General features: G+C 69.4%; 20 protein-coding genes and 1 riboswitch. Of the genes, 8 read left to right on the top strand and 12 right to left on the bottom strand.

The features are described from left to right. Positions 1 to 6 precede the first annotated feature (6 nt). The 5 genes from EIZ45_RS10495 to EIZ45_RS10515 all read right to left on the bottom strand — a co-directional run bounded on the left by EIZ45_RS10495 (position 7) and on the right by EIZ45_RS10515 (position 2472). Positions 7 to 207, bottom strand: coding sequence for a hypothetical protein (locus EIZ45_RS10495; protein ID WP_134662430.1), 201 nt, complete (start codon positions 205 to 207; stop codon positions 7 to 9). An 89-nt stretch (positions 208 to 296) separates the two neighbouring features. After that, a complete protein-coding gene (locus EIZ45_RS10500) occupies positions 297 to 962 on the bottom strand; it encodes a (2Fe-2S)-binding protein (RefSeq protein ID WP_205669852.1) in 666 nt (221 codons plus the stop codon). Then, positions 959 to 1798, bottom strand: a complete 840-nt coding sequence (locus EIZ45_RS10505; RefSeq protein WP_134662432.1) for a CbtA family protein — start codon at positions 1796 to 1798, stop codon at positions 959 to 961. The genes EIZ45_RS10500 and EIZ45_RS10505 overlap by 4 nt, the downstream gene beginning before the upstream one ends. Positions 1799 to 1823: 25 nt before the next feature. Beyond that, positions 1824 to 2033, bottom strand: a complete 210-nt coding sequence (locus EIZ45_RS10510; protein WP_037820126.1) for a CbtB-domain containing protein — start codon at positions 2031 to 2033, stop codon at positions 1824 to 1826. A gap of 56 nt (positions 2034 to 2089) precedes the next feature. Beyond that, positions 2090 to 2145: riboswitch (cobalamin riboswitch) on the bottom strand. A 138-nt stretch (positions 2146 to 2283) separates the two neighbouring features. Further along, complete coding sequence (locus tag EIZ45_RS10515) at positions 2284 to 2472, bottom strand: hypothetical protein (protein WP_134662433.1); 189 nt, start codon at positions 2470 to 2472, stop codon at positions 2284 to 2286. 180 nt (positions 2473 to 2652) lie between these two features. Here EIZ45_RS10515 and EIZ45_RS10520 point away from each other — a divergent pair, with 180 nt between their 5' ends. Both EIZ45_RS10520 and EIZ45_RS10525 read left to right on the top strand, forming a co-directional pair. Beyond that, on the top strand, positions 2653 to 4281 hold the full coding sequence (locus EIZ45_RS10520) for a GMC family oxidoreductase (RefSeq protein WP_134662434.1): 1629 nt from the start codon (positions 2653 to 2655) through the stop codon (positions 4279 to 4281). A 16-nt stretch (positions 4282 to 4297) separates the two neighbouring features. After that, entirely contained in the window at positions 4298 to 5872 is a 1575-nt protein-coding gene (locus EIZ45_RS10525) for a succinic semialdehyde dehydrogenase (protein WP_134662435.1), read from the top strand. Here the strand turns inward: EIZ45_RS10525 and EIZ45_RS10530 are convergent. Next, positions 5859 to 6521 (bottom strand): TetR/AcrR family transcriptional regulator, encoded by a 663-nt coding sequence (locus EIZ45_RS10530; RefSeq protein ID WP_134662436.1) that lies wholly within the window; start codon positions 6519 to 6521, stop codon positions 5859 to 5861. The two genes, EIZ45_RS10525 and EIZ45_RS10530, sit on opposite strands and share 14 nt — an antisense overlap. A gap of 84 nt (positions 6522 to 6605) precedes the next feature. On the opposite strand from EIZ45_RS10530, the gene EIZ45_RS10535 reads away from it, so the two are divergent. Further along, positions 6606 to 8102: a long-chain fatty acid--CoA ligase gene (locus tag EIZ45_RS10535; RefSeq protein ID WP_134662437.1), complete on the top strand. Its 1497-nt coding sequence runs from the start codon at positions 6606 to 6608 to the stop codon at positions 8100 to 8102. Positions 8103 to 8108: 6 nt separating this feature from the next. Here the strand turns inward: EIZ45_RS10535 and EIZ45_RS10540 are convergent, their stop codons facing one another. Both EIZ45_RS10540 and EIZ45_RS10545 read right to left on the bottom strand, forming a co-directional pair. Further along, positions 8109 to 10652 carry a DUF5127 domain-containing protein gene (locus tag EIZ45_RS10540; protein WP_134662438.1) on the bottom strand — a complete coding sequence of 848 codons (2544 nt, stop codon included), beginning with the start codon at positions 10650 to 10652 and terminating at the stop codon, positions 8109 to 8111. A gap of 142 nt (positions 10653 to 10794) precedes the next feature. Continuing rightward, positions 10795 to 12579, bottom strand: a complete 1785-nt coding sequence (locus tag EIZ45_RS10545; protein ID WP_134662439.1) for a gamma-glutamyltransferase family protein — start codon at positions 12577 to 12579, stop codon at positions 10795 to 10797. A gap of 72 nt (positions 12580 to 12651) precedes the next feature. On the opposite strand from EIZ45_RS10545, the gene EIZ45_RS10550 reads away from it, so the two are divergent. Then, positions 12652 to 13563, top strand: coding sequence for a LysR family transcriptional regulator (locus EIZ45_RS10550; RefSeq protein WP_134662440.1), 912 nt, complete (start codon positions 12652 to 12654; stop codon positions 13561 to 13563). A 24-nt stretch (positions 13564 to 13587) separates the two neighbouring features. Here EIZ45_RS10550 and EIZ45_RS10555 read toward each other — a convergent pair whose 3' ends face one another. Further along, on the bottom strand, positions 13588 to 14859 hold the full coding sequence (locus EIZ45_RS10555) for a YbiU family protein (RefSeq protein ID WP_134662441.1): 1272 nt from the start codon (positions 14857 to 14859) through the stop codon (positions 13588 to 13590). A gap of 101 nt (positions 14860 to 14960) precedes the next feature. Between EIZ45_RS10555 and EIZ45_RS10560 the strand changes: the two genes are divergently transcribed. Continuing rightward, positions 14961 to 16049, top strand: coding sequence for an ROK family transcriptional regulator (locus tag EIZ45_RS10560; protein ID WP_134662442.1), 1089 nt, complete (start codon positions 14961 to 14963; stop codon positions 16047 to 16049). On the opposite strand, the gene EIZ45_RS10565 is transcribed toward EIZ45_RS10560, so the two are convergent. After that, positions 16039 to 16764 carry a trypsin-like serine protease gene (locus EIZ45_RS10565; RefSeq protein WP_134662443.1) on the bottom strand — a complete coding sequence of 242 codons (726 nt, stop codon included), beginning with the start codon at positions 16762 to 16764 and terminating at the stop codon, positions 16039 to 16041. The two genes, EIZ45_RS10560 and EIZ45_RS10565, sit on opposite strands and share 11 nt — an antisense overlap. Before the next feature lie 752 nt (positions 16765 to 17516). Between EIZ45_RS10565 and EIZ45_RS10575 the strand changes: the two genes are divergently transcribed. After that, on the top strand, positions 17517 to 17921 hold the full coding sequence (locus tag EIZ45_RS10575) for an SRPBCC domain-containing protein (RefSeq protein WP_134662444.1): 405 nt from the start codon (positions 17517 to 17519) through the stop codon (positions 17919 to 17921). A gap of 2 nt (positions 17922 to 17923) precedes the next feature. Here the strand turns inward: EIZ45_RS10575 and EIZ45_RS10580 are convergent, their stop codons facing one another. Next, a complete protein-coding gene (locus tag EIZ45_RS10580; protein WP_134662445.1) occupies positions 17924 to 18559 on the bottom strand; it encodes a class I SAM-dependent methyltransferase in 636 nt (211 codons plus the stop codon). A gap of 1 nt (position 18560) precedes the next feature. Beyond that, positions 18561 to 19958 carry an FAD-dependent monooxygenase gene (locus EIZ45_RS10585; RefSeq protein WP_134662446.1) on the bottom strand — a complete coding sequence of 466 codons (1398 nt, stop codon included), beginning with the start codon at positions 19956 to 19958 and terminating at the stop codon, positions 18561 to 18563. Positions 19959 to 20069: 111 nt separating this feature from the next. Here EIZ45_RS10585 and EIZ45_RS10590 point away from each other — a divergent pair, with 111 nt between their 5' ends. Together EIZ45_RS10590 and EIZ45_RS10595 are read left to right on the top strand one after the other, a co-directional pair. Continuing rightward, entirely contained in the window at positions 20070 to 21035 is a 966-nt protein-coding gene (locus EIZ45_RS10590) for an Lrp/AsnC family transcriptional regulator (RefSeq protein WP_134662447.1), read from the top strand. 137 nt (positions 21036 to 21172) lie between these two features. Then, on the top strand, positions 21173 to 23236 hold the full coding sequence (locus tag EIZ45_RS10595; RefSeq protein WP_134662448.1) for a phosphocholine-specific phospholipase C: 2064 nt from the start codon (positions 21173 to 21175) through the stop codon (positions 23234 to 23236). The last annotated feature ends 62 nt before the right edge of the window (positions 23237 to 23298 follow it).

Consider the following 23298-nt stretch of genomic DNA (forward strand, 5'->3'; position numbering starts at 1 on the left):
GACGGTTCAGCTCAGCCACTGCTTCGGCGGCGGGTAGACGTACCGCGCGATGGTCGTGCTGACCCAGCCGATGCAGAAGCCGCCGAACACCGGCAGCACGAGCTGCACCTCGTGTCCGCCGCGGAGCAGGCCGGCGAGCAGGAAGACGAGCCCCCACGCGACGAGCAGGCCGGCGCTGTAGGTCCAGTAGTTGCGATACCTGCGCATGGCGGCCTCCCGATGCTCTCCTCCCCGAGTGTTCCTCGCGCAGGTCTCGATTGCAGGGTCACCGGGAGGTTTTCGGCATTCGGCCCAGTTCAGACCAGCACGCAATCCCCGCATTTCGGGCCGTCGCGGTCCGGGGCCGCCCGATAGAAAAGACAGCAGCTGCGGCGACGGAATCGGCCGTGCTCCCGAGTCGCGGTACCGGAAAGTTCCGGCAATTCCTCCAGCGCGGCGACAATTCCGGCAACCCGGTCAGTCCACTCCGGACGCTCGGACCGCAGCACCGTCACCGCCCCGTTCAGCGCCGACGCCACGTTCCCCCGCCGGACGTTCCGCGCCAGCGAGAACTGCGCCATCGCTTTGTCCAACCGTGCCAACGGACCGCGCAAGACCCGCGATGCGAAGGCACTGACCACATCGGACTCAACCGGCGGGTTTTCCTTCAACGACAACGGAAAGGCACCACCGAGCTTCGGCTGCCACCACGCCGTCGAGTAGTCCGGCACCGCTGCCGCACCAACAGCGAGACCCAGCGCGGGCGAGATGATCCGAGCCGCCAACCCGAGATGCGCGATCGACGCCGCGACCCGCAGTTCCACGAAATCGCCGCCGAGCACGGCCCGGTTCTGCGCGACGCGTTCGCGCAGAACCGGGCCGTCGTCCAGGACCTCGGACAACGGATGCCACGGCCCCACCGGTTCGTCGGCCGAATGCGTGTCGACGGCGAAGAACGGGCCCAGTCCGGTCAGCGGGTTCACGCCTCGACGGTAACCGCGCGCCCGCGGTCGAGCACGCGTTCGGCGAGCGGGCCGAACACGAGCGCGATGGTCCCCCACAGGATGACCTGCGCCAGCACCGAGTACAGCCGGAACCCGACGAGCGTGTCGGCGGGGAATCCGGGGTACACGATCTGACCGTCGGGACCCTTGAGCGGCAGCGGGGTTTCGCTGGTCTGCGGGCCGTACTCGGCGACGTTGCTCGCCAGCGAACCCAGCGAGGGCAGCAGTGCCATCAGCAGCGCGCACAGCACCACGAACCCGGCGCCCGCGACGAGCGTCGCGTTCCAGTTGCCCAGCTTCGGGGCGAGCCGCTTGCCCGCGACGACGGCCGCGACCAGGAAAATCACCGACGCGACGACCATCGTCAGGTACAGCCCGGTGCGCGCGCCGATGGTCGCTTCGTGCCCGATCGCCGGTGGGTTGGCCGGGTATTTCAGGAACGGCACGAGGTACAGCGACAGGAATCCGGCCCCGGCGACGAGCACCGCCAGCACCCGCGCGCGGATCCGGCCGACGCGGCCCAGCAGCACGGTGTACGTCACCGCGAACAACAGGCCCATCGCGACGCCGAAGAGCACCATGCCGAGCCCGATGCCGAGGTTGCCCTGCACGGCACGGCTGAAAATCTCGTGCCCCTCGTGCTCGGTCGGCATCCCGGCGGCCTTGTCGAGCGCCATCTGCGCCTCGTCGCGGCCGGATTCGTAGTCGATGGCCGCCTGGGTCAGCGGTTCGGCGAAAATCCGGGCGAAGACGAACGCCAGCAATCCGCCCAGCGCTCCGGCGAGGAGGCCGCGCAGAATCAGCTTGTTCTGCATTGTTCGGTTGTCCGTTCCGGGCGCGTCAGTGGCAGGGGAAGCCGAGGAAGTGCCGCGCGTCGTGGACGAACTCGTGCACGTGCGTGTCGCTGCCGAAGATCGAGACCGCGCCCTGGTCGACGCCGACGAAGTAGTACAGCAGCAGCGCGCCGACGATGGTGGCGCCGAGCAGCAGCGCGGCTTTCGACACGGGCAGAACGACCGGGGTGGACCGGTCGGCCGGAATGGTGGCCATGGCTCTCCTTCGGGATGACGCGTCCCTTGCGGGTGGACCTGACGACGGCTCCTCGACCTGACTCGCCCGGGATGGGCACACAGTGGCGCGACCGTGCCGGAATCTCACCGGCTTCGGGAAGCCGTCGCGCGAGCAGCACCGTACGGCGGTGTCCGGCCGGTCGTCAATCGCCCGAGCGTCCGGGGTGTCCGCTATCGCCTGGTTTGCGCAGCCAGTGTGCGCGGGGTCGCACCGAACGGAGCAAGGCCCCTCACGCGGGGTCCAGGCATCGCGCCGGCGAGGCAGGCAGCTCCGCCAACCGGCCGCCGTCGGCGAACAATTCGGCGAGCCCGAGACGGGCCAGCGAGCACGGCAGCTCGACGAGCCGGCCCCGGTCGGCCTCCGGCTTCTCGAGACCGCCGATGTCCGCCACCCGCCGCGGGACTTCCGTCAGCGGCAATCCAGCGTCGTCTCCCCGACGGCGAGCGCGGCGTCGATGCGGCGGTTCGCTTCCTCGGTCCCCATGGGGGCAAGTCAATCAGGTCCGCGCGCGAAGCGTTGCGCGGTCGGCGGGAAAGCTATACCGTGCCTGAACTAGAACAGGTTATAGTTTCGGCGGGGCGCGGGACGAGGAGCGGACATGGCAGCCAGGGTGGCCCGGAAGAGCGAAGCCGACTACGTGGTCGTCGGGTCGGGCAGCTCGGGGGCTGCCGTCGCCGGGCGGCTCGCGGAGTCCGGGGCCAGCGTGATCGTGCTCGAAGCGGGCAAGAGCGACGAGCAGCTGCTGTTGCGCAAGCCGGGGTTGGTGGCCCCGTTGCACGCGGTGCCCCAGCTGAAGAAAACGAGCGACTGGGGCTTCTACTCGGTGCCGCAGAAACATGTTCTCGATCGGCGCATGCCGGTGCCGCGCGGGAAGGTGCTCGGCGGCTCCAGTTCGGTCAACGGGATGGTCTACGTCCGCGGCAACCGGGCGAATTTCGACTCCTGGGCGGCCGAGGGCAACACCGGCTGGGACGCCGACAGCGTCAACGCCGCGTACAAGCGCATGGAGGACTTCGAGGACGGCGAGAACGCCTTCCGCGGCGCGGGCGGGCCGATCAAGATCACCCGCAACAAGATCCCGCAGGAAGGCACGCTGCAGTTCCTCGACGCGACGGCCGACGCGATCGGCTGCGACATCATCGACGACTACAACGGCGAATCCCAGGAGGGCGTCAGCCGGATGCAGCAGAACGCTGCCGACGGCCTGCGCTACAGCGCCTCGCGCGGCTACCTGCACCACCTCGCGCCCCGGACGCTCGAGATCCAGTCCCGGGTGTTCGTGCGGAAAGTGGTGATCGAGAACGGCCGCGCGACCGGCGTCGAGGTGACCGACGCCAACGGCACCCGCCGCACGGTCCGGGCGGGCAAGGAGGTCATCCTCGCCGCCGGGTTCGTCGGGTCGCCGCAACTGCTGATGCTGTCCGGGATCGGGCACGCCGAGCACCTCAAGGAGCACGGCATCGACGTGCTCGCCGATCTGCCGGTCGGCGACAACCTGCACGACCACATGTTCCACGCGCTGACGTTCCAGGTCTCCTCGTGCAAGAACAAGGGCACCGCACCGTATTTCGCCCGCGGGATGGCCCGCGAACTGCTCAAGCCGGGTTCGACGTTCCTGGCGAACTCGGTGTTCGAAGCGCTCGCGTTCCTCAAGACGTCGCAGGCCGCGGACGTCCCGGACCTGCAGCTGCACCTGCTGCCGTGGGCGTACGTCTCGCCGAACCAGGACGCGCCGGTCCGGCATCCGGTCGACAAGCGGCCGGCGCTGACCGTGCTCACCACGCTGATCTACCCGAAGAGCCGCGGCACGATCCGGCTCGCCTCGGCGGACCCGGCCGCTGCGCCGCTGATCGACCCGCAGTACCTCTCCGACCCGGCCGACCTGGAAGTGCTCGGCGAGGGCTCCGAGATGGTGCGCGAGATCTTCGCGTCGAAGGCGTTCAAGGGCTCGGTCAACGAGGAGATCCACCCGGGCAAGCAGCTGCGCGGCCAGGAACTGCGCGACGCGATCCTCAACCGCGCGACGTCGGTCTACCACGGCGTCGGCACCTGCCGGATGGGCGTGGACGACCTGGCCGTCGTCGGGCCCGACCTCAAGGTGCGCGGGGTCGACGGGCTGCGGGTCTGCGACGCCTCGATCATGCCGTCGATCACCGGCGGCAACACCAACGCGCCCTGCATCATGATCGGCGAAATGGGCGCGCAGCTGGTCCTTTCCGGCAACTGACGGGAGCGCGAGACCCATGACCCTCACCCCGGTCCGGCCCACCCGCCCGGCTTCGGCGACCGACGAATTCCTCCGCGGGCTCGTCGCGCGCGTGCCGGGTTCGGGCGGCGCGGTGTGGCCGCTCACCGAGGTCTACACCGGCGACGTCCTGGTGGACCTGCCGCAATCGACGCCCTCGGACATCGAGCAGGCGTTCGCCACCGCGCGGACGGCGCAGAAGAAATGGGCCGCGACGCCGCTCAAACAGCGGCTCGCAGTGTTCCGGCGGGCGCATTCGCTGTTCATCGACCGCGCACGGACGATCGCCGACCTGATCCAGGTCGAAAGCGGCAAGAACCGGCGGATGGCGATCGAGGAAACGTGCGATCCGCCGATGATCATGAGCCACTATCTGCGGCGCGCGCCTAAACTCCTGGCTCCGACACGGCGCGGCGGACCGGTGCCGCTAGTGTCGTCCTCGACCGAGATCCGGGTGCCCAAGGGCGTGGTCGGGATCATCGCGCCGTGGAATTTCCCTTTCGCTACCGGCATTTCCGACGCCATCCCAGCGCTGATGGCGGGCAATGCGGTGGTCTTGAAGCCGGACAACAAGACCGCGCTTTCGCCGCTGTACGGCGTGCAACTGCTCGAAGAAGCCGGGCTGCCGCGGGGCCTGTTCCAGGTCGTGTGCGGCGAGGGCCCGGACGTCGGTCCGACGCTCATCGACCAGGCGAACTACGTCATGTTCACCGGCTCCACCGCCACCGGGAAGGTGATCGGCGAGCAGGCGGGCCGGAACCTCATCGGCTGCTGTCTCGAACTCGGCGGCAAGAACCCGATGATCGTGCTGCCGGACGCCGATTTCGCGGACGCGGTACCGGGCGCGGTGTTCGGCGCGTTCGGGAACACCGGGCAGATCTGCATGCACATCGAACGGATCTATCTGCCGCAGTCGCGCTACGAGGAATTCAAGGAAGCCTTTGTGGCCAAGGCTTCTTCGCTCGACGTACGGGCCGCTTACGATTTCGGCCCGGAAATGGGTTCGCTGGTTTCGGTGGACCACATGAACCGGGTCAAGTCCCATGTGGACGATGCGGTCGAAAAGGGAGCCACCGTCCTGTGCGGCGGCCGTCCCCGGCCGGATCTCGGCCCGGCGTTCTTCGAGCCGACCATTCTGGAAGGCGTCACGAAGGACATGCTGTGCGGGGTCACCGAAACATTCGGCCCGGTGGTGGCCTTGCATCGGTACCGGACGGTGGACGAGGCCGTCGAATTGGCCAACGACACCGATTACGGGCTGAACGCTTCGGTGTGGGGCAAGGACCTTCGCGCAGCTTCCGCGGTGGCGGCCCGGTTGGAGACGGGCAACGTCAACGTGAACGACAGCCTGGCGACGGCGTACGCCGCCAAGGGGACTCCGTCCGGCGGCGTGAAGACATCCGGAGTCGGCGCCCGGCACGGGGATCAGGGGCTGTTGAAGTACACCGACGTGCAGAACCTGGCGGTGCTGAAGAAGCCGGTGATGAGCCCGCGACCGGGGCAGAAGTACGAGAAGTACGTGGAAGGAATGCTGTCCGGACTGAAGATGATGCGGCGACTCAGGATCCGTTAGTGTCCGCAATGGACTGACGCACCACCTGAACCACCTTGCCGTCCGCCTCGGTCAGCCCGTTGAGCCGGGCGCGGCGCGTCAACAGTCCGCCCAGGACCAGTTCGACCAACTGCGCGCCCACCTGCTCCGCCGATACCGGGCCGGTCGGGTCGAACCACGTCCACGCCCATTGCGCCGAGCCGAAGATCAGCAGGCTCTGCACCTCGACGTCGCACGCGCGGAACTCCCCCGACTCGACGCCCGCGGACAGCACCGCCCGCACCAGGTCGAGGTATTCCGCGCGCATCCGGCGGCCCTCGGCCATCGCTTCGTGGTCGGCGAGCCGGACGACCTCGCGCTGGAACGCGACGGTCGCCTCCCGGTCCACCACCTGGTACAGCACGAACGCGTACAGCAGCCCGGCCAGTTGCCGGGTCGGGGTCGGGAGGCGGTCGCGGATCAGCGCGGCCTCGGCGAGCCTGCGGCGCATGTACGACTCGTGCAGCGCGGCGAGCAGCCGGTCCTTCGTGCCGAAGTGGTGCACGATCGTGCCCTTCGACAGCCCCAGTTCGCCGGCGATGTCGGAGAAGTTCGTGGCGTCGTACCCGCGTTCGGCGACGTAGCGGGTGAACGTCGCCAGGATGTCCCCGGCGCGGCCTTTGGGTGGCATCGGCCCACTGTAACCGAAGGTTTGACCACTGACCGTCCGTACGGTTACCTTCGTCGTGGTCCCCGGCGACGAAGGAGTCTCGGCATGGCATCGAGCTTGGCGCAGTGGATTGCCCGGCGCAGCACCGTCACCCCCGAGTCGGTCGCGCTCGTGGCCGCCGAGACCGGCGAACGGATCACGTACGCCGATCTCGAGCGCCGGGTCGCGGGGCGAGCCGCGGCGCTGCGCGAGCTGGGCGTGCGCAAGGGCGACCGGGTGGCCTTGCTCGGATTGAATTCCACCGGCTACCTCGAAACGCTTTTCGCGGTGGCGTGGCTCGGCGCGATCACGCTGCCGATCAACTTCCGGCTCGCGGCGGCCGAAGTCGAGTATCTGCTCGACGACGCCCGGCCGGTGGTCGTGGTGCACGACGACACCTTCGCCGCGCTCGCGAAGGAGGCTTCCGGCGCTCGGACGCTGGTCAACAACAGCGAACTCGCCCGGGAGGGCCGCGTCGCGCCCGAACCGACCGGGCCGGACGACGTCGCGGTGCTGATGTACACCTCGGGCACCACCGGGCGACCCAAGGGTGCCATGCTCACCCACGGCAATCTCGAGGCGAACGCGATCAACGTGCTCACCTCCGGGGAAGGCATCCTCCCCTCGGACATCACGTTGACGGTCGCCCCGCTTTTCCACATCGGCGGGCTGGCGCTGTTCACCCTGCCGTTGCTGTACGCGGGCGGCACCGTGGTGGTCGCGGGCAAGTTCGATCCACAAGAGACACTCGCGCTGATCGAGCGGGAGAAGGTCACCGTCCACTTCATGGTGCCCGCGATGTGGGCGGCGATGACGCAGGTCCCGGATTTCGATTCCTACGACCTGTCGCGACTGCGGTATCTGCTGTGCGGCGGCGCGCCGTGCCCGCTGCCGGTGATCGAGTTCTACGAGGGCAAGGGACTGACCTTTGTGGAAGGTTTCGGGATGACCGAGCTCTCCCCCGCCGCACTGGTGCTGGAATCGGCGTTCGTGCGCTCGCACGCCGGGTCCGTCGGACGGCCCTTCCTGCACGTCGAGGCGCGGATCGTGGACGAACGCGACGACGACGTGCCCACCGGGACGGTCGGCGAACTGGTGCTGCGCGGACCGAACGTCTTCGCCGGTTATTGGGGCCTGCCCGAAGCGAGCGCCGAGACCCTGCGCGGCGGCTGGTTCCATTCCGGCGACCTGGCCCGCAGCGACGCCGACGGTTTCGTGACGCTGGTGGACCGCAAAAAGGACATGATCATTTCCGGCGGCGAGAACGTTTACCCGATCGAGGTCGAGCAGGTGCTGCACCGGCATCCGGACATCGCCGACGTCGCGGTGATCGGCGCGCCGGATCCGCAGTGGGGCGAAACCGTGATCGCGGTGGTGGTTCCGGCCGGAGACTCCCTCGACGGGGACGCGGTGATCGCTTATTGCCGCGAAAGGATCGCCGCTTTCAAGTGCCCCCGCCGGGTGGAGGTGGTGGAAGAGCTTCCGCGCAATGCCACCGGGAAGCTGCTCAAGCGAGAACTTCGTGCGCGATACACGGATTCCGCCGCTTCCGTCTCCCGGTAACCCGGCTCAGATGAACCGCCACAGGTGGTCCGGCGTCCCGTTGTCGTCCCACTGAGTCACTTGTGCACCGTCCGCAGTGGACTGCTGGTCGACCGCCATCACCTTTCCACTGTGGACGTTCACGAGCTTCCACCAGCCGCCGCCCGCGTCCACGATGCGCCACAGGTGATCCGGCGTTCCGTTGTCCTGGAACTGCTGCACGTGCGCGCCGTTGTCGAGGCTCTGGTCGTGCACCGCGAGTACCTTGCCGCTGTTGCGGTTCATGATCCGCACCGTTCCGTCGCCGCTGTCCACGACTGTCCACACGTGATCGACCGTGCCGTTGTCCTGCCATTGCGTCACGTCGGCAGTGTCCGAAAGCGACATGTCCTGCACCGCCAGCAGTTTCCCGGATCGCTGGTTCTGAATCCGCCGCCACGACGTCGTCGAGGCGGCTGGGCGCGGCAGCAAGGCCAAGTATCCAGCGGCGACCGGACGTGCTTGGAAGCCGGATTGCCGGGCGTCGGCGACGAAGTACCAGTCTGAGAACGGAACCCGCGAACCAGTGGTGTTGGCGAAACTGTAGACGCCTTCGACAAGCGTCGTGCGGATGTCGGTGTGGTCGGTCAGCCAAGCGGCCGTCCACAACTCCCAGTCGGCTTTGGTGTAGTCGTGGCGGAGGTCCAGCGGGACGCCGTGCGCGCCTCGTTTCGACTGGTACCAGGCGGCTTCCCGGGCAGCAGTGCCGAGCGGTACCAGGTCGAGGCCCAGCAGCCGGTCCGCGAAACCGTTGTACTTCAAGCTCCAGGTGCCCGGCTGGTCGTATGCCATCCGCAGGTGCGAGCCGTCGTCGGCCAAGGTTGTCCATTGGCTGATGTACGACCGCGAGATCGAGCGGTACCGCAGGGCATCGGCGGAATTTCCGGTGACGTCGGCCAGAACGGCCATCGCGCCGACCCCGATGATGCCCTTCAACGCGAGGTTGGCGCTGTGCGCGATCCATCCGGTGAAGTCGTCGGTCTGGTTCTGGTTGCCCGGATCGAGAGTGTTGCCCACCAGGTATTCGGCCCATTGCCGCAGAATTCCGTAGTGAGTGCTGGCGAACGCCTTCGCCGCCGCGGAATCCAGGCGCTGCGCCACCGCGGCGGACATGATGAGCATGTTCGCCGATTCCTCGACCGGCATGCTTTCCTCGTTGCCGTCGTTGTGCCCGGCCGCGTTCGGATAGGACGCGCCGATGTCGTGTTCCGAGAACGTCATCGGCCAGCCGCCGTGCTCCGCGTAATCCAGCACCGGTTCCAGCAGCAGCCGGACGAAATCCGGCGAGAGATGGAGGTAGCCGGGCAGCGCCGGGTAGATCACGTCCACTGTGGACACATTGCCGCTGGACGAGATCTCCTTCAGGAACGCCCACGGCGAGCCGTTCCGGTCGGCCAGTTCGGTGCCGCCGAACGCCTGGCGCAGGGCGAGCGCGCAGATCGCCGCGTAATGGTCGCCGGCCGCGGCGGACGCTTCGCTGTCGATCCGCTGGTCCAGTGCGATCCCCGCGGCGAGCGCGGCCGGATAGTCGGCGTGGAACCACGCGACCATGTCCTGCCAGGAGGACCAGTAATGCGTCCACCACGGCGCCAGCTGCGCACCGAGGTAGCTGACCGCGGGCGTCCGGACGTGGCCGATCGCCACCACCAGCGGGTCGGCTGCCGCACCCGGCTGGATCGTGCCCAGGTCTTTGGCGAACGCGAGGACCGGCCAGCGGTCGTTGATCGCTCTTGGCTGGTCCGGATCGCTCGTCCCGGGCAGCGCTCCCCCGTTCGCCGACGCCGCGCGCACGACCGTGTCCTGCCCGATCTGCCAGGTCACGCCGGCCGAAGGCGCCGCGACCACGAGCGAACCCCAGCGCGGCTGGTCGTGCCCGTCCTCGGCGAGCGCGGTCGGCGAAGCGGCCTGGACGCTCAGCGAGGTGATGCCGCCGGATTCCTGGTGCTGCCAGCCGACCGGCGTGGCCGAATCCCATTGCAGCCACTCGGCCGACGAGTCGAAATGCAGCGAAACGCTATGGGCCCGGCCGTCGGTGCTCGCGGCGGCGACGGTGACGTAGCCGAACGGCACGCATTGCCGTTGGAGGTTGCCGGGGTCGACCGGTGAGAAGAAGGTGACGGTGAGGGTCACGCCGCCGCCGGCGAGTTCGTAGATCGAGCGAGTCGCGGTGACCTGCAAGGAGTTCTGCGTCATCGGGGTCAGGCCCGGACCGGACGGCAGCTGTGGCGCACCGGCGAACACGTACGCGGCGCCGTCGATCCGGGCGATGCCGCACAACGCGGTGACGTGCCCGTTCCAGAACGTCGACCAGGTGCCGGGCAGGGTGTCCGCTGCCTGCCAGGTCGAGAGATACGGCGAGCGCACCACGAGCGGCGTCGCGGGCGGGCGCAGCGTGCCCGCGGGAGCCGCGGCGGCGGTGGACTGGACCAGTTCCGGAAGGCGCCAGAGCGCGACCGCGGCGGCCGCGCCGGTGCCCGCCCAGCGCAGCGCGGCGCGGCGGCTGACTTCGCGGGGAGATGCAGAGGAGGACATCGACAGCTTCTTTCGGTCGGCGACCGGACACGGGAAAGAAGAAACCGAGCGACCTCAGTGTGACACCGCGATACAACGTTGTAAATCTGCCGAAAGCACTGACAAACGCTGTCCTTTTCGGGACAGCGCTTGTCAATCCCCGCTACCGCCCCGCGGCGTACCCCTGCGCCCCGCGCGAGTTCGCGGCGGCCGACAGGACCCCGGTTTCCGGGTCCTTCGCCACCGCGCACAGCCGCCCCTCCGACCAAGGCTCGCCGACCGTCACGTCGTGCCCCCGGCTTTCCAGCGCGGCGATCACCTCCGCGCCGATCCGCGACTCCACCGTCACGCTGCCCGCCGCCATGCCGCGCGGGTAGAACGAGCTCGGGAAGCTGTCGGTGTGCCAGTTCGGCGCGTCGATCGCTCCTTGCAGATCGAGCCCGCCGCGGACCTTGTCGCGCAACGCGGTGCCGAGGAAGAAGTGGAAGTTCCACTGGTCCTGCTGGTCGCCGCCGGGGGTGCCGAACGCCATCACCGGGACGCCGTCGCGCAGGGCGAGCGACGGCGAAAGCGTGGTGCGCGGCCGTTTGCCCGGGGCGAGCGAGTTCGGCAGGCCCGGGTCGAGCCACGCCATCTGCAACCGGGTGCCGAGCGGGAAACCCAGCACCGGCACCACCGGGTTGGACTGCAGCCAGCCGCCGCTCGGGGTCGCGGCGATCATGTTGCCCCAGCGGTCGACGACGTCCAGGTGGCAGGTGTCGCCGCGGGTCAGGCCGTCCTTCGCGACGGTCGGCTCCCCCGCCCCGATCGCCGACGCGGTGACGCCGCCGCCCGCGACGTAGTGCACGTGTCGGCTCAGCCGGGGCGTGCGGCCTTCCGGGCTTCCCGGCCGCAGGTCGAAGGACGCGCGCTCGCCGATCAGCTTGCGCCGGGCCTCGGTGTACTCCGGGGAGAGCAGCGCCTCGACGGACACTTCCGCGCTGTCGCCGTACCAGGCCTCGCGGTCGGCCATCGCGAGCTTCGTGCCCTCGATGAGCCGGTGGTAGTACTCCGGCGTCGCGTACTCCAGCTCGTCCGGCAGGAGCGCGAGCTGCTGCAGGAAGGACGGACCTTGGCTCCACAGCCCGGCTTTCGCGACGGTCCAGCCGTTCCAGGTGCAGGTGACCGGGTCCTCATAGGTCGGCCGGAACGCGGCGATGTCGTCGGCGGTGAGGGTGCCCGCGTGCCGTTCGCCGGACGAGTCCATCGCCGGTTTCGCGGCGAAGGCGGCGAGCGCTTCCGCGACAAACCCCTCGCGCCACGCCTTCCGCGCCGCCTCGATCTGCGCTTCCCGGTCGCTCCCGGCCGCCTCGGCTTCGGCGATCAGCCGGCGCCAGGTCTCGGCGAGCGCGGGATTCTTCAGCAGCCCACCGGGTTTCGGCGCGACCCCGCCGGGCAAGTACAGCTCGGCCGACGTCGTCCATTCGTTCTCGAACAGTTCGCGGACGGTCTCCACCGTCGCGCCGACGCGCTCGACTGCCGGATGGCCGTCCGCCGCGTAGTGAATGGCGTACTTGAGGACCTCGCGCAACGACTTCGTGCCGTGGTCGTGCAGCAGGAGCAGCCACGCCTCGACCGCGCCGGGCACCGCGGCGGCGAGCGGGCCGGTGCCGGGGACGAGGTCCAGGCCGAGCGAGGTGTAGTGCTCGATCGTCGCTCCGGCCGGCGCGGGACCCTGCCCGCACAGCACCTTGGGCGCGCCGCCTGCCGGGGCGAGGATCATCGGCACCTCGCCGCCCGGCCCGTTGAGGTGCGGTTCGACGACGTGCAGCACGAACGCGCCCGCGACCGCCGCGTCGTAGGCGTTGCCGCCGTCCTCGAGAACCGCCATCGCGGCCGCCGAGGCGAGCCAGTGGGTGGACGACACCATGCCGAAGGTGCCCTGCAACGTCGGGCGCGTCTGGACCATGGGCCCTATCGTCGCGCGCGGGCTGGCGGTACGTCAAAGACATCTGAGACACCAGTCCGATAGCGTATCGCTATGGAACGCCGCCAGCTGGAATACTTCGTCGCGATCGCCGAGCACGGTGGGTTCACGCACGCGGCGAGGGCGTTGCGGGTGGCGCAGCCGTCGTTGTCGCGGGCGATCGCGAAGCTGGAACAGGACCTGGGCGTCGAGCTGTTCCACCGGGTCGGCCGCAACGCGGTGCTGTCGAACGCCGGCGAACTGCTCGCCGAACGCGCCCGGCTGGTGTTGCGCGACCTGGACGCCCTGCGCGCCGCCGCGCGGCTGGCGGGCGACGGACCGGCCGGGCGGATCGACGTCGCGGCCACGTCGTCGTCCGCGCTGGAGCCGGTGATCAGCATCGTCGCCGAGATGCGCACGCGGTATCCGGGCGTGCTGGTGAGCACGTCGGCAGCGTTGTCGGCGGCCGAGGTGGTCGCGATGGTGGTGCAGGGCCGGTGCGAGGCCGGGGTGTGCGGGAGCGCGGAACGCCCGGTCGGGCCGGGTCTGATCGCGCACCACCTGCGGGACGAGGAACTGCTGCTGGTCGCCCCGCCCGGTACGGAAATCGGCTCGGACGGGGCCGTGGAGCGGGCTGAGCTCAGCGGGATGCAGTTCGTGGTCACCACGTCGCCGACCGCGGTACGCGGCTTCTTCGACCGGCTCGCGGCGACCGTGCGGGACCTGTCGATCGCGGCCGAGGTGGGCGACCGGAGCGTGGTGCTGCCGATGGTGCTGCGCGGGATCGGCGCGAGCCTGATGCCGGACGGCTGGGCGGAACTGGCCCGCCGGGCCGGTGCGGAGGTGCTCCGGTTTTCGCCGCCGGAAACACTCCCGCAGTGGCTGATCTACCGGTCCGGGCCGATTACCGCGGCGACTCAAGCATTTCTGGACATCGCCACAGGCGGGACCGCCAGCATCGGCACGTCTTGCCCTGAACGTCCATGACGCCCCGAATGGACTAGACCACTTTCACCCGATCCCGAGGCCGCGCCGTCCGGTCGCGTTCAGCTGTTCCGGGGCGAACCGGTCCGGCCAGGAGCGCTCGTAATGCTCGGGAGGAAAGTCCGACGGGCTCGAACCAGTCTCGAATGCCTCCCGCACCGCCCCGGCGTACGCCTCGTTCCGCGGGCACCACGGCGCGGCCGGGATGTACATGACGTTGCCCCAGCCCTGCTGGTTCTTCACCGGCGCGACGCTGTGGATCAGATCGCAGTGCCACCACACGGAATCCCCGGCCCGCACGTCCGGAATGCCGCTGGAAGCCCGCAGCAGCAAGGAATGCCATTCCTCGCTGGCCGCGAACACGTGGTTCACCAGGACGCCGCACATGTCGTCATCGGGAACGTCGGCCAGCAGCGGGCGCAGCATCAGATAGCCCATCGCCTCCGGAATCGGCACCGCGTGCAGCACGCCCTGATCGTGTTTCATGTCCGACAGCGCGGTCCAGCCCTGGAAAGTGCGGAAAACCGAGCACATCGTCGAACCCTCGAACTGCGGCCCGGCCGTGCGGTGCGCGGCGTCCCACGGATCGTAGGACTCGACGGTGCCGTCGAACAGATGCCGGAACGCCCGCTGGTACGCCTCGGTCATCCACAGGTCGAGCGTGCCCGGGTCGAGATGCGAGCCGAGACCGCCGGAATCCGCGCCCGGCGGACGGCGGCGGATGCGGTCCGGGTACAGCGAATCCCGGCCCGGGTCGAACCACCGGACACCGTCGGATTCCGACTTCCACCGCGCGTTGAGGAACGCCTGCACGCGCGCCATCCGGTCGCTTTGCCGCGCCTCCATCTGCGCGGGCGACCAGTAGATCGGGTAGATCCCGGCCCGGGAGACCAGGCTGCCGAAGAAGTTGTCGCCGGGACCGCGGTAGTTCTCGAAGAACCGGTTGCCCTCGACGTAGTCGACGATCCCCTTGTCCCACGCCAGCGCCTGCTCGCGCGGGAAGTGCCCGCGCACGATCAGGCAGCCGCGCTTCCGGATCCGGTGCAGGTCGTCTTCGGAGACCCGGCCCGCCTCGATGTCGGCGTACTCCAGCACCGGCCAGATCTCCTCGCCGCGCGCTTTCGCCGCCTCGATCTCCTCGACCGCGGCGGCGACGCGAGCCTCGATCACCGCGAACACCTCTTCCACGGTGCGCCCGGACGCCTCGATCCGCGCCCGCAGCGCGGTTTTGGTCTCGCGAATCGCGGCCGGGAGGTCGTCCGGCGCGGTCTCCCAGTGCGGCAACGGGGGAAGCTGCATAACGCTCGCTCCATTCAGGAAGGGCTCCTTACTGATTCGACGGTAAGGCGCCCGCGCGGATTCAGGCAACAGTCCTGACTAAATCGGCTAGACTCGCGCCGATGACCCCGGCCAAGCCCTCCCTCGACCTGCTCCGGTCGCTGACCGACGAGCACGTCCTGCGGGCGCTGCTCGCCGAACGGCAGCTGACGCGCGCGCAGATCGCCGCCCGCACCGGCATTTCCAAGCCCGCGGTCGGCGACAGCGTCGCCCGGCTCGCCGAGGCCGGCCTGCTGCGCGACACCGGCGAACGCACCACCGGCCGCGGTCGCGTCGGCACCTACTACGCACTGGCCGACGACCTCGGCACGGCCCTGGTCGTGAGCATCGGCCACGACGGCGCGGTCGCCGAAGCCGTCGACGTTTTCGGCGAGGTGCTCGCCCGGCACGTCGAAGACCTCGGCCGCCCGGTGCGTCCGCGGAAGGTCGCCCAGGCGCTGCGCAAGGCCGCCGCCCGGGTCGCCGCCGACGCGGGACCGCTCCGGCTCGCGGTCGTCAGCGCCGCCGATCCGGTCGACCGGGCCACCGGGAAACTCGTCCATTTGCCCGATTCCCCGTTCCTGCTCGGGGAACTCTCCCCCGCCGACGTCCTCGCGCCAGTGGTGGCGGGCCCGGTCACCGTGGACAACGACGTCAACTGGGCCGCCCGCACCGAACAGGCCGCCGGCGATTTCGCCTACCTCTTCCTCGGCGAAGGCCTCGGCTGCGCGGTCGTCGCCGATGGCGAAGTGCGGCGGGGGCACGCCGGTCTCGCCGGAGAAATCGCGCACGTCCTCACGCGCGGCACCGACGGTCAGGCGACGACGTTCATCGACGTCTTCGCGGATCTCGGTGTCCGCCAACCGGATTCGACCACGATCGACGTCGCCGCCCTGCGAACCGCGATCAAATCCGACGACGTCCTCGACACCCTCGCCGAGGCGATCTGCGGCGTGCTGCTCGCTCTGGTGACGGTGTCCGACCCGGAACTCATCGTGCTGGGCGGCCCCTGGGGCCCCGACGTGCTCGACGCGGTGTCAGACCGCTTCGCGCAACTGCCGCGCCACGTCCCACTTCGCGCCCCGCGCGCCACGGACTACCCCGCACTGACCGGCGCGCGCGACGAAGCCGTACGTGCGCTGCGGAGCGCCGTTCTGACGGTCAGCCCTTGATGGTCTTCTTGATCCAGTCCAGCTGACCGAAGACGTCGCCGTCGGCCGCGAGGCTGCTGCGGTCGGATTTGCTGGTGACCCCCACCAGAGTGTCGCGATCGGCGGTGGACATGACCGGACCGCCGGAGTCGCCGCCCGCCGTGACGCCGGTCGTGGTCAGCGCGCAGAAATCGGTGCCGCCGGAGACGGTCATGCCCTCGCAGCGCGGGTCGTCGGGGTCGATGACCTTCGCGTCCACCTGCTTGAGCACGTCGGATTGGCAGCTGTTCTCGTCGCCGGTGCAGGTCGCGCCCCAGCCGAGCTGCCGAACGGTCTCGCCCGGCCGCACCGGTCCGCCGGTCGGCAGCTTCGCCGGGGTGACGTCCATCGGGGTGACCTTGATCAGCATGAGGTCCGCGAGCGTGTGGTTGTTGCGGCTCCCCGGGACCGGCTTGACCACCGTGCCGAGCCGCTGGTCGAGATTGCCGACGCGGAACTCGATCCGGGAATCGGCGATCGGCTGCGCGGCCTCGGCGAAGCAGTGGTCGGCGCTGATGATCCACTCCCGGCTGATCGCGGTGCCGGTGCATTCGGGCCTGCCGTCGACCAGCATCCGCACCGCCCATGGTCCGTAATGGCTGACCGAACCGCCGATCACCGCCGCTGCCGGAGCCGCCGCCGCGACGGCGATCAGTGCGGCGGCGGAGGCCAGGACGGCCCATCGGCGGAGGTGCATGGGGAGGACGTCCTTTCGGCAGCTTCGCGGTGACAACAGCAAGACGCGTCGGCTGGCGAGGGGTTGCCCGGTGACCCGATCGGGTAACCGGAAAAACCTTTGCGGCGGGCGCGCGGGTTCTCCTACGTTGGTCGCTCATCAGACTCTCGGCCGCGAAGGTGACCCGCCCGTCCGCCGACGAGGAGTTCCGCCGGTTCGAGGAGCTCGCCCGGGCAGTCGGCCCCGGACCGAACTGGGACTTGAGCTTTCTCGACGAGTTCCCCGGGGTCGCGGACCTGATCGCCCGAGGGTTGCGCACGTCCCTGGCAGCCTCCGACCACTACTTGTTCCAGGAGTACCTTCTCCTGGCAGGTCATCGAGTCAGTGCGGGACGACGACCGGGAGCGCGTCCGGGACATCGCCCGGCGAGTGCTGGCCCGGCGAGACGAGTAACGCGGCGGGGACGGCATCACCGCGTCGCCGCGTCGAATGGTCGAGGAAGCTTCAGGACTTGTCCGCCGCCTGGACGTGGGTGCCGGGAGTCGCGGGAGTCGCGGAGACTCTTTTTCGCGGCTTCCTCATTCGCCGCGTCCACGTCGCGCTGGTGCTCGACGAAGATGCCGTGCACGATGAATTCCTTTTGCTCCGCCGGGTTCCGCGGACGGCGGCGGCCGCGGCTGCCCGCACGAAGGAACCTCTGGCGGTGTGCTCCCACAACGAGAACACGAAACTCGGATTCTCCTGGCTCAGCACCAGCCGGAGGAGGAAACCCCGTGACGTACGCCCGGATCGGCAGCATCTCGGTCGACCAGTTCATCGCCGCCGCACCGGAAAAGGTCTGGCGCGCGCTCACCGATCCCGAACTGCACGCCAAGTGGTGGGCACCGGGCGACATCGGCCCGGACGTCGGGCACGAGTTCCACCTGGACATGCCCGGGTTCGGCTCGATCCCTTGCCGGGTCCTCGAATCCGAGCCGCCGTCGAGGTTCGTCTACACCTTCAACGGCGACTGGACTCTCACCTGGACGCTCGTCGCCGAGGGCCAGGGCACCCGGCTCCTGCTGAACCACTCCGGCTTCGACCTCGACGACAAACGCCAGGCGGACGCGTGCGAGCGGATGGGCCCGGGCTGGCGCGACGGCGTGCTGCCGCGGCTGGCGAAACTGGAGCTCGGCTGAACTCAGCGGCGAGCGTAGACAACCGCTTGCGGCACTTCGCTGTCCAGCTCCTCCACCCACTCCGCCTCGACGCTGAACCCGGCCTCGCGCAACCACTCCGACACCTGCGCGGGACGGCGGCGATAGACGTGCACCTGCATCGGATGCCCGCCGTACCCCTGCGTCTTCACCCGGGCCACGTCGCCGACGTGAAAGCCGACCGCGACCGGCGCTCCGGGCCGCAGCACACGGTGGAACTGCGCGAGGGCGGTCGGCACCTCGTCGTCCGGGACGTGGATCAGCGACCACCACGACAACAGCCCGGCCATCGAAGCGTCGGGCAGCGGAAGCGCGGTCATCGAACCGACCGCGAACCGCAGCCCGGGGTGGTCCCGCCGCGCCACCTCGATCATGCCGGGCGACAGGTCGAGGCCGAACGCGTCCAGACCGAGGCCGTTCAGGTGCGCGGTGACGTGCCCGGTGCCGCAGCCGACGTCTGCGACCGGACCGGTTTCCCGCACCAGCGAGGCGAACAATCCCAACGTCATGCGCAGCGACGGGCTTCGGGCGATCGAGTCGCGCAACCGGTCGGCGTAGCTGGCGGCGACGGTGTCGTACGAGGTCCGGGTGTCGGTCAGCCAGGTCTGCACGACGGCCACGCTAGCCCACCGGCGCGCCGAACCACTGGCGAATCGCGGACTCCAGCCGGTGCGGATCACCGGCCCACGCCACGTATCCGTCCGGACGGACCAGCATCGCTTCGGCACCCGTCTCAACGCGGTTCACCCGGTCCGCCCACCGCGTCGCGAGATCGCCGAATTGTCCGTCCGGGTCCACGAGAACGCCGCGTCCGGTTCGCAGTTCCGGGCCGAGGCCGGGCGCGGGCAGCCCCACCAGCGGATGCTCCTCGCTGCCCGGGACGGCGTAGCGGATTCCCATGCCGGACAGCAGGTCGTCCAGCAGGTACTGAACTTCGGGCAGCCCCACCAGGTCCGCGAACAACGACCGGGCGGCGGCCGAGTCGGGGCCGTCGTCCAGGAGCAGCGACTGCGCTTGAACGTTGCGCAGCACCGCCGCGCCGACCGGATGCCGTTCCGCGTAGTAGCTGTCGAGCAACCCCTCGGGCGCGGTGCCGCGCACGGCCGCGGCGAGCTTCCAGCCGAGGTTCATCGCATCCTGGATTCCGGTGTTCATCCCTTGCGCGCCAAGGGGAAGATGCACATGCGCGGCGTCACCGGCGAGGAAAACCCGGCCGTGGCGGTACTGCGCGACTTGCAGCGCGGCGTTCGTGATCCGGCGCGCGTAGCGGACTTCGACCAGCTCCACCCGGTCGCCGAAGACCGTCTTCAGCCCGGCGCGGAGTTCGTCCTCGGTGACCGGGACGTCCCGTTCCAGCGACCAGCCGGGTCCGCCGAGCGTGAGCCGGCGCAGCGGCCGTCCCTCGGCGTCGACGCCGAGCGGGAACACCTGTGCGCGGTAGCCCTCCGGGGTGATCGTGTGCATCGGGACCTCGGCGCTCAGCCGCACGTCGGCGGCCACCGTGGTCGCCGTCCCCGGACGGCCGGAGAACTCCGCGCCCAGCAGCTTCCGGACCGTGCTGCGCCCGCCGTCGGCGGCGACCAGGTACTGGGCCCGGATCACCGCACCGTCGGCGAAGGTCGCGGTGACGCCGTCCGCGTCCTGGGCCAGACCGACCAGCTCGTGGTTTCTCCGGATCCGGATTCCTTGCGCGGCAAGGTGTTTCTCCAGGAATCCCTCGATCGCCACCTGCGGGACCGACCGCCAGGAGAACCGGTGCCGCTCGCGGACCAGCGGCAGCAGATTGCCCGCGAAATGCGCGGCAGTGACCGGATAGTCGCCGGTGGCCAGCAGCGGTTCGAGCAGGCCGCGCTGGTCGAACGCCTCCTGCGTGCGGGACTGCAGCCCGCCGGCCTTGGACAGTTCGCTGGCCCGCGGCAGCCGGTCCGCCAGCACACAGGACACTCCGGCGAGCTGGAGTTCGTTCGCCATCGTCATCCCGGTCGGACCGGCGCCGACGACAAGCACCTCGGCAGTCATGATCTCTCCCTCGTGGGTCGGTGTTCGGAACCGACTCTCGGCCCGCCAGGAGCCCGCGAGCCAGAAAGCGACCGGATAGCGGCGGATTCCGACACGAGTACGCTCAGCGGGGTGGATTCCGACTACGATGATCTCGACCGGCAGCTCGTGCACGCCCTGCAGATCGACCCCAGGGCTCCGTTCAGCGCGATCGCCGAGGCACTCGGCGTGTCGGATCGCACCGTCGCTCGCCGCTACGCCCGGCTCCGGTCGGCCGGAGCGGTCCGGGTCATCGGCGGCGTCAACGAGGCGGCTTCCGGTGCGGTGCAATGGTTCCTGCGCATCCGGTGCGCACCCACCGCGGCGGGCGCGGTAGCCGAGGCCCTCGCGCGGCGGCCGGACACCGCGTGGGTGAGCCTGACGTCCGGCGGAACCGAAATCACCTGCACGGTCCGCCTCGAAAACGCAGCCGACAGCGAAGCGTTGCTGCTGGCCAAACTGCCCCGCACGCCGCGAGTCGAAGGCGTCACCGCGCATTCGGTGCTGCACGCGTTCTACGGCGGCTCCGACAGCGTAGTCGCCAAAATCGGCACGCTGGACGACGCCGCCGTCGCCCGGTTGCGTCCTCCGCCGCTCCCCCGCCGCCCTGGCCCAGCGACGCTCGACGACGGCGACCGCAAGCTCCTCGCCGCCCTCGCCGACGACGGCCGCGCCGGATTCGAACAGCTCGCCGCCGCGACCGGCTGGTCCCCGACCACCGTCCGCCGCCGCATGGCGGAACTGCGCGAACGGGACGTGCTGTACTTCGACCTCGATCTCGACTGGCGGTTGTACGGCAAGGGAATCCGGACACTGCTGTGGCTTTCGGTCGCCCCAGCGGCCCTGGAGGAAACCGGCATCGCGCTCGCCGCGCACCCGGAAGTCGCGTACGCCGCCGCGACCACCGGCCCGACCAACCTGTACGCGACGGTGGTGTGCGCGAGCCACCAAGAGCTGTACCGCTACCTCACCACCAGCGTCGCCGCGCTCCCCGCGGTTACCCACGTGGAAACGGCACCGGTGATCAAGACGGTGAAACAGGCAGCGAACCGGCGGTGACGCAGTACGAACGGGCGCCATCCCGGTCGGCGGTTGACAGCGCGCGGATCATCCGTCGATGATGCGTTCGGCCTTTCCCGGTGGGAAATTCCCGAACGCGTCCGCGAAACTGTCCCCGACTTTTCGAGGAGACATCGATGTCATCGGTCAGCCGTCGCAGATTCATGCACCTCGCCGCGGCCACGGCGGCCGGCACGGCTTTGCCCGCGAGCATCGCGCGGGCGGCTTCGGTGCCGGCCGCCGTGCGCACCGGCACCCTCGCGGACGTCGAGCACGTTGTCGTGCTGATGCAGGAAAACCGGTCGTTCGACCACTATTTCGGCACCCTCAACGGCGTCCGCGGCTTCGGCGACCCGCGCCCGGTCTCGCTGCCGAGCGGGAAACCGGTGTGGCACCAGGCCGACTCCGCCGGCGCCGAGACGCTGCCGTTCCGGCCCGCCGAGGACAACCTGGGGCTCACGTTCATCGAGGACCTCAACCACGACTGGAACGGCACGCACACCGCGTGGAGCACCGGCCGGTGGGACAAGTGGATCCCCGCGAAAACCCGCACCACGATGGCGTATCTGACGCGCAAGGACATCCCGTTCCACTACGCGCTCGCCGACGCGTTCACCGTCTGCGACGCCTACCACTGCTCGATGCTGTCCTCGACCGACCCGAACCGGTACTACATGTACACCGGCTGGACCGGGAACGACGGTTCCGGAAACGGACCGGTGCTGGGCAATGAAGAATCCGGGTACGGCTGGACCAGTTTCCCGGAAATCCTGGAAAAGGCCGGGGTTTCGTGGAAGATCTACCAGGACGTCGGCAACGGCCTCGACAAGGAGCACAAGTGGGGCTGGACCGATGACGCGTACATCGGCAATTACGGCGACAATTCGCTGCTTTACCTGACCCAGTACCAGAAATCCGCGCAGGGCACGCCGCTCTACGACAAGGCGCGCACCGGCACGAACGCCAGCGCGGGCGACGGTTTCTTCGACCATCTCACCGCGGACGTCAAAGCGAACCGCCTGCCGCAGGTTTCCTGGATCGTGGCCCCCGAAGCGTACTGCGAACATCCGGCGTGGCCCGCCAACTACGGTGCCTGGTATGTCTCCGGCGTGCTCGACGCGCTCACGTCGAATCCGGACGTGTGGAGCAAAACCGTCCTGCTCATCACGTACGACGAGAACGACGGATTCTTCGACCACGTCGTCCCGCCGTACCCGCCGCGCGACGCGAACTGGGGCAAATCGACGGCGAGCGTCGCCGGGGAATGGTACGAAGGCGGCGCGGCCGCGTCGTACACCAAAGCAATGCCTTACGGACTCGGCCCGCGCGTGCCGCTGCTGGCCGTTTCGCCGTGGAGCACCGGCGGCTGGGTCTGTTCGCAGACTTTCGACCACACTTCGCTGATCCAGTTCGTGGAAAAGCGTTTCGGCGTGCACAATCCGAACATTTCGCCGTGGCGCCGCGCGGTGTGCGGGGACCTCACGTCGGCGTTCGACTTCACCGGAGCCGACAGCGGCGTCCCGTCCCTGCCCGGCACCGGCGACTACCAGCCGCCCGCCGACCACAGCACCCCGCCGACCTACCGCCCGGTGCCGCCGTCGAACGGTTCGCTGCCGAAGCAGGAACCCGGCACCCGCAAAGCCCGCGCACTGCCGTACGACCTGGCCGCGGACACCGAGGCCCGCGACGGCCGGATGTACTTCACCTTCGCCAACCTCGGCGACGCCGGAGCCGGATTCCACGTGACGTCCCGGATGCGTTCGGACGGGCCGTGGCCGTACACGGTGGAAGGCCGCAAGTCGGTCACCGACAGCTGGCATCTGCCGAGCGGCGCAGGAGATTGGTACCAGTACTCGGTTTTCGGCCCGAACGGCTGGCTCCGCGAACAGGCCGGGACGATCGGCGGCTTGGGCCCGGAAGTCACCGCGCGGCACGACGCGGGCTATGTCACGGTGACCTTCAAGAACCCGACCAGCCGGACGGTCACCTTCACCGGCGTCGATGCTTACGCGCCTTCGGAGGCTTACCGGTACACGCTGGCCCCGGGCACCTCGCGCGCGGTGCCGAAGTGGGGCGTCGCGAACGGCTGGTACGACATCACGGTCACGGCGGATCACGACGGAAAGTACGTCCGGCGCTTCGCTGGCCACGCGGAGACCGGCCAGGCGTCCACAAGCGACCCGGCCATCGCGACCAGCTGATCGTCTGTGAGGGGAACCCTCCGGGAATCTGATTCTGAACTGGCCCCCGAAAGTTGGACTGG

It is taken from the genome of Amycolatopsis sp. CFH S0740 (assembly GCF_004522315.1).
In the GTDB taxonomy this organism is placed as follows: Bacteria; Actinomycetota; Actinomycetes; order Mycobacteriales; family Pseudonocardiaceae; genus Amycolatopsis; species Amycolatopsis nivea.